Genomic DNA, 13504 nt, shown 5'->3' with positions numbered 1-13504 from the left:
TTATTCACCGTAAGTTCTAGGTCCTATTATATATCCGTTTTCTTTTCTTTTTACGTTTTTGAGTGCATTTTCCCTATCTAATGGATCTCTTGGAGTGTCTTTTCTTAGTCTCCCTTGCGGGAGAGGATGAAATAGCGGTTCTACATTACTTAAATCAAGCTCGTTTATCTTCTCAAAGAATTTTATGATATTTGCTATATCATTTTCCAACATTTTCTCCTCATTACTACTTAATTGAATTAAAGATAAGTTTTCTAAATGTTTAATTAAATTCTCATTGACCTCTATTTTCATTGATAACATTTCAGAGAACTAGTTTATATTTTCATTCAGCAAAAATCTTCCTAAATTAAATCTAATGGTCACGATACATTTTAAACCCAGCTTTTCCTATCATAATAGTTGTGAAAGTAGAGGAATTAATTACAAATTTACCATGGATTGGATTGGAAGAAGCATTACAATATGGTTTCTCTGAAGCGGAAACCTTAGGCAAGAACTTTATAGGGATCACTTTAGATAATGGAGATGGTTTAATTTTATACGTAAATCCATTTTTAAATGATATATATAAGTTGCTTTTAATGAGCAAGTCAAAATATAATTTGCCTTCGATAGGGGTTTTCTCGAATTTTAATGGAGATAAATACTTTATTTATGATGTAGGGGATATTTCGGAACTTATAAATATTCTTGGTTCTAATTTAAAGGTTATATATGTTGAAGTGATTAAAAATGTCCTTGAGGACTTTCTATATCAAACAGTGGTTGGATGAAGATGATTTTAAGAGATTATTATTGTTCTCGAGATATTTGGGAAGAGATACTAACGGATCTCAGTTTGTAATTGATCTGGAAAGAGCTAGAAGAAATGGAGTAAAACCTAGCGAGATAATAGAAATCTTAGAGGATTATGACGTGAAGCTTTCTCAAGAGGATGTTACAAGATTAAAGGAAAACCTCTTAGATTGTTCCTTTGAAATAGATGGTGGCAAACTAATTATGAAACCATATACTTATCTTGCGGACGTTCTAGAGAAAATTAATGAAAGAAATGAGAATGGAGAATATAAGCTCAAAATTAAATATGATAAGCAAAATAGAAGATTTATAATACGTCCGATGGATTATTTTAATCTATTGCAAAAATTGAGAGAAAATGGATTAGAGGTCAAGGAATTAAACCTTTCATTCAAAGAGTTTGAGTTTGAATTCAATGGACAATTAAGGGAATATCAGAGAGAGGCCATAGAAAATTGGATTAAGAATGGAAATAGGGGAGTTATAGCACTGCCGACAGGAGCTGGAAAGACGATAGTTGGAATAAAAGGTATAGATGTGATCAGAAAGCCTACTCTCATTGTAACCTTTACCAAAGAGCAAATGTTACAATGGAAAGAGGCTATACTAAGGTTTACCTCAAAAAGGCCTGACATTGGATTTTATTACTCAGAGGAAAAGAGAATAAGGCCAATAACCATAACTACTTATCATACGGCGTATAGGCATCTTCCACAACTATTTGACAAATTTTACCTGCTAATAGTTGACGAGGTTCATCATTTACCTGCAGATAAATTTAAAGCAATAGCAGAAGGTTTAATAGCTCCTTATAGAATGGGTCTTTCGGCAACTCCTCATAGAGAAGATAACAAACACAATGAGTTATTTAGTCTTATAGGTGGAATAGTATATTATAAATCAGTCACTGAACTAGCTAAGTTAGGTTATCTAGCCTCCTATGAGATAATTCAGAAAAAAGTAAGACTAACCTTAGAAGAGAGAAAGCGATACAATGAACTATTAAATAAGTTTAAGACACTATCTAAAGGCAGAAAGGTAAGTGAGTTAATTGAACTAGTAAAGAAAGGTGATGAAAGTGCTATTGAAGCCATGAAGGTTTATAATGAAATGAGAAAAATAGTGAATTTTGCTTCAGAGAAAATGAGAGCATTGGACGAGATACTTAAATCCGAAAAAGGAAAAATTCTAGTATTTACGCAGTATGTTGACCAAGCCGAAGAAATAGCAAAAAGGTATAATTGCTTAATTTTAACAGGTAAGATGTCTAAAGAGGAGAGGAAGAGAATTTTAATGACCTTTAAAACTATGAGTGCAGGAATTCTTGTTTTGACTACTGTGGGAGATGAGGGAATCGATATTCCGGATGCTAATGTAGGAATTATTGTAACTGGAACAAGTTCTAGAAGGCAATTTATTCAAAGATTAGGTAGGATTATGAGGCCTTATAATGGCAAACAAGCAAAGCTTTATGAAATAGTCGTAAGTGGTACTCCAGAGGAGTATCAGGCTAAAAAGAGAAAAGAAATGGATATTTTCACATTTGAGGGGATGTCTTATCCATCCTTTGAAAACTTAGATAAAGATTAGGATAAGCTTAGTTCTTAGATCGATAAGGATGGATTTATGTAGTAAAATACAGAATATGCCAGTAATCTTACTAGAATATCTCTCTTATCTAAAAAACAGAGTCCAACGTTAACTTTTCCATTATCTATGCTTATTATTGGTTGATTATTTACTTTTATTAGAGGTATACCTTTAATAAGCTTGCTTATGTATCCTTTTATTTTACCTCCAATCATATGTTTAAAAGTGAAAGCTGTAAGAAGAGCAGGTTCTAAAATTTCTATTTCTCCTTCAATATAGTTTTCACATTTGAGAAAAGTCACGTTATGAAAAATTTCTTGATTTAATATTATACCTTCTATCCAGCTCAAATTTTTAATCTCGTTTGGGCACCTCTTGCTGATTAATGAAAGCGGGGGGAAAGTTATCATTTTTCCATTTAAGTTTAGAGTAACTGGATATACTACTATTATATCTCCTTCTTCTATTTCCTTTACTTCATTAGGTCTACATATTTTATTGCCAACATCTACGTAAGGCATATTAAGCAATATAAAGAGGTATACTATAAATATAAAAAGTAATTAATGATGTATGGACTTGTAAGGGCTGAATAGTTGATGAATAACCAGGCTGATGAATATGAGATGGCTTAAAAAGAGGGAGGTAATAATATATTTTCTTCTTTACAAGAAATTTAGATATGAGAAATTTAATATAGGTGATGCTTTTTGTGTTTTAGGGCCCTATTTTTCTAAAAAAGTTGCATACAATAGTATAAGCTATATGTCTAAAATAGGACTAATAACTAAAGTAAATAATGTTGAATATAGGCTTAATCCCTTTGACGACTTTGTTCTTTCTTTCTTGGCAAAACCTTATTTGGAAAGAAGAGCTACTCTTCGTCATAGAATTCAATAGTTATCTTTACTTTTACTTCTTTCTTGCTTAATGGTGGTATTTTGTCTCCAAAATCTACTCCTACGCTTACTGGGTTTCCCATAGAGTCTGTAAATTTTACATCAGCAACATAGTGGAGCTCTTGCCTTTGATTCATCATGTTCATCAACTCAGAGTATATTCTAGAGAGTGCCATTTGCAATGCTAATGGACTGGAGAAATCTTCTGGCCTTAATTGTATAGCTTTAAAATTGCCCATCATTTCCCCTATTTTTGCCTTTCCCTCAAATTCAACTTTAATTGTAGGCTGACTCATTTATATCGCAAGAATATTTTATGTTAAGCTCCCTATTAAAAGTAGCGCATAATAAAAGAAAAGTCTAAAAAACTAAGACACTTACTTTTTCCTTATAGCGATCTCTATTGTTGAAACTCTTGATTGTCTTCCGTCTTGGCTTGTTACTACTTGACTTCCTACCCTGATTTCCTTAATCTCTATCTTGTCTGGTAAGAATCTGTTCCTTACTATTTCTACTGTGTCTACAGCTTTGCTAATAGCTCTTCCTCTAGCTTTGATTACAATTTCGCTTACTCCTTGATTTAGCAGAGTTAATGCTGCTAAAACATAGTTCATTACTGGTTTCTTTCCTATTAAGACTACGTTACTTGGAGTTGGGGTTCCGCTGCTCATCTTTTCCACCTTTTTAATCTCAAATAGACATTCATATAAAGCTAAAAAAGTTAACCGAATAGAGTAACACTTCGATAACTCTTTTAAAAGATCTTACCATCATAAAGTTTTTTCTAGCTATGATTAATGTAATGTATAAAAATTCCTGCCCTAATTGTGGTGGGGATATTTCTGGTGACAGATTACTAAATGGTTTACCATGCGAGACTTGTTTACCGTATATTACTGAAATAGATGGTGTAGATCATACTTCAAAAGTAAAGGCAATATACAATATCCTACTCGATAATGATAAGATTAAAAATTATTGGAATTTATATTATAACGTTACAACATTTGAAACTGTGTTTAAATATTTTAAAGATAAAACTGGATATGAACCTTGGTCACTCCAAAAACTGTGGTTAAGAAGGCTCGTAAGTAATCAGAGCTTCACTATGTCAGCTCCTACTGGATTAGGAAAGACAACCACATTGATGACATATTCCGTATTTATCGGTCAAGACGTAGTATATATTGTTCCTACAAAGTCCTTAATGGAACAAGTTTGTAAAAGACTAGAAAAATTAGGTGCTCAAGTATCTTGTGGAAAAGTTGATCAAAGGAAAGTGAGCGTAATAACAATAAGTTACTTAAATAAGAACGCGGATTCAATAACAAGTTTTAAGCCAAATTTTGTAGCAATAGACGACGCAGATGCCGTAATCAAAAGTGGTAAAACTACTGATAGATTGGTTAGCTTGTTAGGGATACCAAAGGATGTCTATGAAAGCGCAATTCAACTGATTAGACTAAGAAATAAATACTATTTCTCCAATGAATACACGGAAGAAATTAAAGAGAAAATTAGGGAATTGGAGCTCAAGTTAGCCGAATTTAAGGATAAAATTTCCCAACTAGTTATAGCTAGCGCAACAATACGACCTAAAGGTATTAAGCAAAAGGCTTTAAGATTACTAACTGGTTTTGAACCATCTTCTATTCAGTTATACGTTAGGAATATCATTGACACTTACACTGATAATTTAGATCTTTCAATAGTTAAGGAGCTGGGAAGTGGTGGATTGATTCTGGTCTCGAAAGAATATGGGAGATCTGGATTAAATGAAATAAGGAAATATGTTGAGGATTTAGGTTTTAATGCTAAGTTAGCGATTAGTGGAAGAAAATTCCTTGATGATTTTTCTGAGGGTAAAGTAGATATTCTAATAGGTTCTGCATCTTACTATGGTGTTGCTGTTAGAGGGATTGATGAACCTAAAAGATTAAAATACGTAATATACTATGGAGTCCCAAAAATAAAGGCTAAGCTATTTGATGCGTTATCTAATCCATTTACTTTACTAAGAGTAGGCAAAATGATTGGGATTGATTTCTCGGAATTACAAAATAAGATTTTACTACTGAATCCTTCTGAGGCTCAGTTGTTAAAGTTCTCTATAATAAAAGGGGAGATCATAAACTATCCAAAACTAGAACAACTAAGACAAGAATTACTGTACTATATCTCCCTAGTTAAAGATAAGTTAAAGGAGATAGGAGAGGAGACTTTAATTTCAGATAATTTTGTGATTACCAAGCAAAATACAAATTACTATATTATGTACCCAGATATGATAACATATTTGCAAGGATCTGGAAGGGCAAGCAGACTTTACAATGGAGGATTAACTCTTGGGTTGTCAATAATTCTAGTAGATGATAAATACATCTTTGAAATATTGAAAAAGAAGATGCAGAAATTGTTTCCTAACACTAATTTTACTTCATTATCCAGTCTAAATTTGCATGAAATAAAAACTAAATTGGAAGAATCCAGAAAAGAAGAGGGAAATAGAGCACATTTTAATATATCAACTGGTTTATTCATAGTAGAATCTCCAACAAAAGCAAAGACTATAGCTAAAATGTTTAGCAGACCTTCGGTTAGGGTGATAAATAGAGTACCAGTATACGAAACTATTATAGTAGATGGCAATCAAATATATGTGCTAGATGTAGTAGCCTCAAAAGGTCATATTGTTGATCTAACCTTAGAGGACATAGGATATTATGGGGTAAAGGTAGAGGATAATGGGACTATAAGGCCATTCTACGACTTAGTAAAGAAGTGCCTAGATTGTAATAAGACATTTTCTGGTACTTCAGATATATGTCCCTACTGTGGCTCTACAAATGTTCAAACATCTGGGACTACGGTTAACTTACTCAGAGAGCTATCGTTGTCAGTGGATAAAGTGTTCATAGCGTCTGATCCAGACACTGAAGGTGAGAAAATAGCATATGACTTAGCTTCATTTTTGTCTCCATATAACTCCAATGTGTACAGAATAGTATACCATGAGATTACTAAGAGGGCGATACTCGAGGCACTGAGGAATCCTATGAAAATTAATACTAATCTAGTAATGAGTCAGATAGTTAGAAGGATAGAAGATAGGTGGATTGGTTTCACGCTAAGTAACTTGCTAAAAACGAAGTTTAATGGTTATAATCATGGTGCGGGTAGGGTACAAACTCCGGTTTTAGGTTGGATAGTGGACAGAACGATGAAGTATAAGAGTACAATGGGTTATGTGGTCTATATTGACATTGCAGGGTACTCCATTAAAAAGTATTTTAGCGAGAGAAAGAAAATGGAGGAGTATGTAAATAACTTAAAACTTGTTAAGATTGAAAAAATCTCTGACGAAAAAATATTGCTGTCTCCTTTACCTCCTTTTACTACAGATACTCTACTTATTGAGGCTAATATGAGATACAAACTACCAGCTAATCTTGTAATGAAGATTGCTCAGGATCTATTTGAGGCTGGCCTAATAACATATCATAGAACTGATAGTACTCACATTTCCTCTGTAGGAATAGAAATAGCTAAGGAGTACCTTCAAAAGCAAGGTCTACTTAAGGATTTTGTTCCCAGATCGTGGGAATCGTCAGAAGAAGGTGCTCATGAGGCAATAAGACCAACTAGAGCTATAGACGTTAATGAACTAATTCAAGAAATTGAGGAGAATCCTTATAAATATCCAATAAGGTTTAGCAAATTGCACTTCTCAATTTACGACTTAATCTTTAGGCGATTTATGGCGAGTCAGATGTCTCATGCAGTGGGTACTAAGAGTAAATATTTGATAAAGCTAAGCAAGGACGATAATGTCAATATAGAATTATTAAGTAATGCTGAAGGTGGGTTTATTAAGGTGTATCCACTCAAGATATATAATTTACCTTTAGGAGAGGTTCAACCTAAAGTTAGCACTGGGAAGGGATCAAGCGAGCAATTGCTAAGTTACTCCGACGTAATATCGTTAATGAAATCAAAAGGGATTGGAAGACCCAGTACATATGCAAAAACTATAGAAAATCTAGTGAGGCATGGGTATATAGTAAGTAGCAAAAGAAAGTCATATCTAATAGCAACAAATCGTGGTATCTCAGTGTATCAGTTTCTAAGTTCCAAATTCCACGATCTGGTATCTGAAGGTACAACAGCGAAATTGATGAGTAAACTGGATGATATTGCGCTAAGCAAGTTAAGTGCATCTACAGTGTTATTAGAAATATTTGGTGAGATATCTACTTTAGTAAACCCTCTTAAGTCTGAGCAAAATGTATGATATACGCCTTCTATCCCTAACCTCACTTCCAGTTTGTACATTTACCAATTGTACGCCATCTCCTAATCTATCCTTTAATGAATTGTAAACGTCTACCGCTTTAGAAATTTCTCTTCCTATCCCTTTTAATATTACTTCATCTATTCCTTGATTAAATAGAACTATTACATCTAAAACATGATCTTCTACATTTTTTGTTTTTCTAACTACTATCTCATTTAATTTTTCTGTCATCTTCTCTCACGAGTCATAAGTGGATATGCAAAAATAAATCTAATGTTCAGTAACACGGGCCCTTATCATCAATCAAATTGAAGGGCATCATCACGTATAAGATAATTATTATTTAGGAGTATTTTAAGCTTTGCAAGTAAGCAACAGCATTTAGCAGTAAGTATATTATAATGTCTTTACCTACATGGTAATATTTTTGTAGAAATTGATAGGAAGTATCTATAGCTTCTCTAACTTTAGCCTCCTCTATATTATTAAATGGAATTTTCCTTAATATCTCTTCTGGATTATTACTTAAATCAAACGGTTTAAATAAGATTTCTACTTGGTTATCCCCTGACTTAAGGCTAACTGCAAATATCTCATTATTATTTAAAGGTGAGAATGAGGAATAATATTCTTCAGATTTAACGATATCAATGAAATCTTCGTACAAACACCATCTAATTTCCCTACTATCTACATCTACGAATGACGTTACTTTATATTTATTATTATTTCTTCTAAGCTGTTTTAACTTATTTTCAAGACTTTTAGCTGAGATTCCTAAAATCTCCGATAGCTCATTAACTGTATACGCGCCACCTTTTAGCGCTTGATATATGGTTAGATTTAGATCAGACAGCCAAGGTCTAATCTGTGCATGAGCGAATATCGCTTCTCTCAACAATCCTGCGTTTTCAGTATATATCATTTTTATTTTACCTTCTTTAACTTTGCTGATAAATTCTAATGTTTTCTTTATGCTAAAGTATCTTTTTATTGTCTGCCTTAGTGCTTCTTTTATTAAGAATTTATCTTCTTTTGGGTTAATTTTTGATATCTTACCAAAACTTGGTTGGATCTCCTTAAGTGTTGCTATATAAAGAGGTGATCTCAATATGGATCTCAATATGGTTTTTACGATTTTTCTGTGATCCATATTTATGATATCTTTGAATAAATCTACTGGAGTCCCCTTTATTGAAAAGCCATATATTGAACTTCTACTAGAAGCGTTTAGCGTATATTTTTTAGTCACTAGATAAAGTAATATATGGGATAAAGTATTTGAAATTCTCTCATCAATTAATACAGTGTAAAGCCATTCATCCTCCTTATTTTCCACTAGTATTATATCTCCAGAGGGTATTTTTAGTCCTAACTTTCTATACTCTTCAAATATCTTAATTATACTTTCCTTCGAACTTTTATCCATTATCTCGTTCATTGTAAGATAATATTCGTTGAAATTTTCTATAATTTTTTTGATATAATCTACTATTAATGGAGATTTAGATGTATTTTCTCCTTTCCATATTGGTATCTCACCTTCACCCTCATTTGCTGGAGTAACATCTATCGTATTCTTATGAGTATTTATACGCAATACTTTCCAGAACTTCCCACTTATCCTTATTACATCATTTGCTCTCACATGCTTATATACGTAAACTGCGTCTATCTCACCTACGGTTACACCATTATGTTTTAAGGTAAATGTTTCATCGTTGTTAATCAGTGAAAAGAACTCTGAGAAGTCTTTTCCCCAGCTGCTCCTAGCATCTCTGTTGAACCTCCATATCTTAAAGAACCCTTGTCCTAATTTCAAGTAGTTCTCTTCAATCTTTATTATATTATTCTTTACTAAATATTGTATTAAATCCATTAGCTTTGACAATTCTAGATTCCTATAAATATAAGTTCCTCGAATAATATCAAAAGCCTCTTTTATGTCTATTTTTTGATTTTGCAATATCATACCTACTATTTCTCTTGCAACAACATCTAGCCCATCATCTATGAAAGGCTTTTCCATTTTTCCATCTTTTGCCGAAAGATATAGTGCTAATGACTCTAATACGTCAAAATCATAGAAGCATATGATTTCTCCCTTAGGAACTCCATGGACTATGTGTCCACTTCTACCTAGCCTCTGGAGAAATGAGGATACTGAAGTTGGTGGTCTAAGCATTATTACTTTCTTTATATCTCCTACGTGAATTCCTAGTTCTAGGGTCTTAGTGCATACTACCGCTTTGGCATTTCCATTTCTTAATTCTCCTTCAGCTAAGTTCTTAAGGTCTCTAGAAACTGACGAATGATGTACATAGATCTCTCTATTTCCTAATTTCTCTAATTCTTCATGAAGTCTTTCAGTAGAAAACCTAGAATTCGTAAAGACTAATGTAGGTTTTTCTATTAGTTGGTTTATTTTTTCTGCAGCATTCCTCCACAAAGCAAAATTATTATTGTCAATCTTATTTATTTTTATTTCGAAATTTCTCGTATCATTTAATCTTATTATCTTCATCTTTCTTTCAGAAGATCCGAAGAGAAATTGAGCTACTTTTTTCTCATCACTTACTGTAGCCGATAAGCCAATTCGTTGAAAGTCGTAACCAATGAAGTGCTTTAATCTTTCAAGTAGTATTGATAATTGAGTTCCTCGCTTCGAGTTTATTAACTCATGGATCTCGTCAACTATGACCCATTTAACGTTTTTATAATGCTCTCTAAATCTACTAGCCCAGTCTAAATCTATTTCTAATCCTTCAGGTGTAGTAACAATTATGTGAGGTATTTTCTTTAATCGTAAGTTCTTTTCCTTTTGAGGAACTTCTCCATGTTTTCTGTTAACTAAAAAACCTAGTCTAGAAGCCCACCAGTCTATTCTATAAAGAAGATCATTAATTAGTGCTTTCAAAGGTGTAATATAAATTACAGTAACAGGCTTAACATCTTCTTTTAACATCCTATTTAATATCGGAAACATTGCTGCTTCAGTCTTCCCATAACCAGTAGGTGCAATGATGAGTGTATTGTATCCATTACTAATTGGTTCATAGGACATCTCTTGTACTTTAGTTAGCTTAATCCAATTTTTTTCCTCTATTAGCTTTCTTAATCGCTGGTCCAGATGATCTAGCATTAATTATCACGCCAAATTTACTGAATAGCACCATTTACCGTTATTTTTAAAAATATAAAATCAACGTTCAATCTATGTCTCATAAATACACTTGTAATGTATGTGGAAGATCTTTTCCGGAAGGTCAAGGAATAATAATTGAAATTAGTAATGATAAACTATATTTCCACAGTAAAAGTTGTGCCTACAAGTTTCTTAAAGAGATAGTTATGGAGGCTGATACGGATTGCATTAATTCTTCATTAAAGAAGGTGAGAAAGAAATATGATGAGATATTAGAACAAATGAGCAAAAAAGCTGAAAAGAAAATTTAAGGTTATTGAAATAAATAGTCCACTAATAGGTATAGTTTTATTTAGGCTAAGTAATATCTGTATTTGATTGAAAAATGCAGATTAACATTACTAAAGTTAGTTCATACGAGTGGCGTATCGATAAAGGCACTCAAGAGTGTATGAAAGTTCCCGTTACCGTATTTGCAGATGATGTTTTAATCGAGAAAATGAAACAAGACATGACATTAAGACAAGCTACTAACGTGGCTTGCTTACCCGGTGTTCAAGAATCAATTTACGTTTTACCAGATGGTCATCAAGGTTATGGTTTTCCTATAGGCGGCATTGCGGCTACTGCTATTGATGAAGGAGGGGTTGTCAGTCCTGGAGGTATAGGATATGATATAAATTGTGGTGTTAGATTACTCAGAACCAATTTAGATTATAAAGATGTAAAGCCAAAATTAGCTCAGTTAGTTGAGGAGCTACATAGAAACGTGCCTAGCGGTGTAGGAAGTGAGGGTAAAGTAAAACTAACTTCTCAACAACTAGACCAAGTATTAGCAGAGGGAGTAGCATGGGCAGTCGATAAGGGTTTTGGATGGAAAGAAGATATGAATCATATGGAGCAACATGGCAGCTGGGAGTTGGCAGATCCTTCAAAAGTAAGTCTAATAGCTAAACAAAGAGGTGCTTCTCAATTGGGAACTTTAGGAGCTGGTAATCACTTCTTAGAAATTCAAGTTGTTGATAAGATATTTGATCCTCAAATTGCTAAAGCAATAGGAATAGATCACGAAGGTCAAGTAATGGTCATGGTTCATACGGGGTCAAGAGGCCTAGGTCATCAGATAGCTAGTGACTATTTGCAAATTATGGAAAGAGCAATGAAGAAGTACAACATTCAACTGCCAGATAGGGAACTAGCTGCAGTTCCATTTGAAAGTAGAGAGGGTCAAGATTATTTTCATGCAATGGCGTCTGGAGCTAACTTCGCGTGGACAAATAGACAATTGATTACTCATTGGACGAGAGAGAGCTTTGGCAGAGTATTTGGTGTCGACCCAGAGAAACTAGACCTTAACATAGTTTATGATGTAGCGCATAATATAGCTAAAATTGAGGAGTATGTAATTGAGGGAAAAAGGAAGAAAGTATTGGTACATAGAAAAGGTGCTACTAGAGCTTTTCCACCTGGTAGTCCAGAAATCCCTGCTGATCATAGAAATATTGGTCAGATCGTCTTAATACCAGGTAGTATGGGTACTGCTAGTTACGTTATGGTTGGAATTCCAGAGGGTAGAAGGACATGGTTTACAGCGCCTCATGGAGCTGGTAGGTGGATGTCTAGAGAAGCTGCAGTGAGAAATTACCCTGCTAATGTGGTAGTTGAAACTTTAGCTGAAAAGGGTATTGTAGTAAGGGCTGCCACTAGGAGAGTAGTAGCTGAAGAGGCGCCAGGAGCTTATAAAGACGTTGATAGGGTAGCTAAAGTTGCTCATGAGGTTAAAATCGCTAAATTGGTTATGCGATTAAGACCTATAGGGGTTACTAAAGGATGATAAATAGAGAGAATTTGTTAAAAAATCCAGTCGAAGATATAACATTGAGCGATCTAGAGAAATATAGTGATATAATTAATGTATTTGATAAGATATACGGTTTTAGTAGTGAGGGCATAGTAAGAGGTTCTAAGATTCTTAAAGAAATGATTAAAGACGCGGATTTGAGGTTTCTATCGTTTACTGCAAATCTCGTTTCTACAGGATTAAGAGGCTTATTTGCAGATCTTGTGAAAAGAGGATACTTTAACATAATAGTAACAACTGGGGGTACGATAGATCATGATTTGGCTAGAAGCTTTGGTGGGGTCTATTACAAAGGTTCCTTTGATATTGATGATGCTATGCTAAAAGATCTAGAGATTCACAGATTAGGAAATATTCTAGTTCCCTTTGAATCCTATGGCAAAATTATTGAAGACGTTGTAAGGAAATTCTTGCCTGAAATGACTAAGGATAAAAAGGAAATAGCCGCGTATGAGTTACTATGGGAGTTTGGAAAGAAAATAAACGACTCTAATTCGATTCTAAGAGCAGCTTATGAGAAGAAGGTTCCAATAATAGTCCCTGGAATAGTAGATGGTAGTTTTGGGACAAATCTATTTATACAATCTCAATTTCTGAACTTTAAGATTAATCTATTTGAGGATATGCGGCTTATTAAAGATCTGGTCTTTTCTTGCAAAAAGAGTGGCGCATTAATAATAGGAGGTGGTATAAGTAAGCACCATACGATATGGTGGAATCAGTTTAAAGATGGTTTAGATTACGCTGTATATGTAACTACTGCTCAAGAATATGATGGTAGTTTAAGTGGAGCCAAACCAAGAGAAGCAATATCTTGGAATAAGATTAGACCAAATGCCAAACACGCAACCATATACGGAGACGCGACAATAATAGTTCCTATTTTGGCCGCGTCTTTATTAAGCTAAATATTG

13 protein-coding genes are annotated in these 13504 nt (G+C 33.6%); 7 read left to right on the top strand and 6 right to left on the bottom strand.

Translation table 11 applies throughout. The features are described 5' to 3' along the window. The gene (gene gatC, locus GFS03_RS07120; RefSeq protein ID WP_153423165.1) at window positions 1–294 is read right to left on the bottom strand and encodes an Asp-tRNA(Asn) amidotransferase subunit GatC; all 294 of its coding nucleotides are present in this window, start codon (window positions 292–294) and stop codon (window positions 1–3) included. Window positions 295–404: 110 nt separating this feature from the next. Here gatC and GFS03_RS07115 point away from each other — a divergent pair, with 110 nt between their 5' ends. Beyond that, window positions 405–776: a hypothetical protein gene (locus GFS03_RS07115; RefSeq protein ID WP_153423164.1), complete on the top strand. Its 372-nt coding sequence runs from the start codon at window positions 405–407 to the stop codon at window positions 774–776. Then, window positions 736–2391, top strand: a complete 1656-nt coding sequence (locus GFS03_RS07110) for a DEAD/DEAH box helicase (RefSeq protein WP_153423163.1) — start codon at window positions 736–738, stop codon at window positions 2389–2391. Before GFS03_RS07115 ends, GFS03_RS07110 begins: the two co-directional genes overlap by 41 nt. 14 nt (window positions 2392–2405) lie before the next feature. Here the strand turns inward: GFS03_RS07110 and GFS03_RS07105 are convergent, their stop codons facing one another. Then, window positions 2406–2912 (bottom strand): hypothetical protein, encoded by a 507-nt coding sequence (locus GFS03_RS07105; RefSeq protein WP_153423162.1) that lies wholly within the window; start codon window positions 2910–2912, stop codon window positions 2406–2408. A 94-nt stretch (window positions 2913–3006) separates the two neighbouring features. On the opposite strand from GFS03_RS07105, the gene GFS03_RS07100 reads away from it, so the two are divergent. Beyond that, on the top strand, window positions 3007–3291 hold the full coding sequence (locus tag GFS03_RS07100) for a hypothetical protein (protein ID WP_153423161.1): 285 nt from the start codon (window positions 3007–3009) through the stop codon (window positions 3289–3291). Here the strand turns inward: GFS03_RS07100 and GFS03_RS07095 are convergent. Further along, window positions 3266–3586, bottom strand: coding sequence for a hypothetical protein (locus GFS03_RS07095; RefSeq protein WP_153423160.1), 321 nt, complete (start codon window positions 3584–3586; stop codon window positions 3266–3268). The genes GFS03_RS07100 and GFS03_RS07095 overlap by 26 nt on opposite strands. A gap of 81 nt (window positions 3587–3667) precedes the next feature. Further along, window positions 3668–3961: a chromatin protein Alba1 gene (alba1, locus tag GFS03_RS07090; RefSeq protein ID WP_009992406.1), complete on the bottom strand. Its 294-nt coding sequence runs from the start codon at window positions 3959–3961 to the stop codon at window positions 3668–3670. A gap of 119 nt (window positions 3962–4080) precedes the next feature. On the opposite strand from alba1, the gene rgy reads away from it, so the two are divergent. Next, on the top strand, window positions 4081–7581 hold the full coding sequence (gene rgy / locus GFS03_RS07085; RefSeq protein ID WP_153423159.1) for a reverse gyrase: 3501 nt from the start codon (window positions 4081–4083) through the stop codon (window positions 7579–7581). Here rgy and alba2 read toward each other — a convergent pair. Together alba2 and GFS03_RS07075 are read right to left on the bottom strand one after the other, a co-directional pair. Further along, window positions 7546–7815: a chromatin protein Alba2 gene (alba2, locus tag GFS03_RS07080; protein WP_153423158.1), complete on the bottom strand. Its 270-nt coding sequence runs from the start codon at window positions 7813–7815 to the stop codon at window positions 7546–7548. The two genes, rgy and alba2, sit on opposite strands and share 36 nt — an antisense overlap. 112 nt (window positions 7816–7927) lie before the next feature. Then, window positions 7928–10726 (bottom strand): DEAD/DEAH box helicase, encoded by a 2799-nt coding sequence (locus tag GFS03_RS07075; protein WP_153423157.1) that lies wholly within the window; start codon window positions 10724–10726, stop codon window positions 7928–7930. Window positions 10727–10800: 74 nt separating this feature from the next. On the opposite strand from GFS03_RS07075, the gene GFS03_RS07070 reads away from it, so the two are divergent. The 3 genes from GFS03_RS07070 (at window position 10801) to GFS03_RS07060 (ending at window position 13498) form a co-directional block, all read left to right on the top strand. Then, entirely contained in the window at window positions 10801–11040 is a 240-nt protein-coding gene (locus tag GFS03_RS07070; RefSeq protein ID WP_153423156.1) for a hypothetical protein, read from the top strand. Between the two features lie 74 nt (window positions 11041–11114). After that, the gene (locus tag GFS03_RS07065; RefSeq protein ID WP_153423155.1) at window positions 11115–12563 is read left to right on the top strand and encodes an RtcB family protein; all 1449 of its coding nucleotides are present in this window, start codon (window positions 11115–11117) and stop codon (window positions 12561–12563) included. Then, complete coding sequence (locus GFS03_RS07060; protein ID WP_153423154.1) at window positions 12560–13498, top strand: deoxyhypusine synthase; 939 nt, start codon at window positions 12560–12562, stop codon at window positions 13496–13498. The genes GFS03_RS07065 and GFS03_RS07060 overlap by 4 nt, the downstream gene beginning before the upstream one ends. The last annotated feature ends 6 nt before the right edge of the window (window positions 13499–13504 follow it).

It is taken from the genome of Sulfolobus sp. E5-1-F (assembly GCF_009601705.1).
Taxonomy (GTDB): Archaea; Thermoproteota; Thermoprotei_A; order Sulfolobales; family Sulfolobaceae; genus Saccharolobus.
This window is presented reverse-complemented; position numbering and strand designations above follow the sequence as displayed.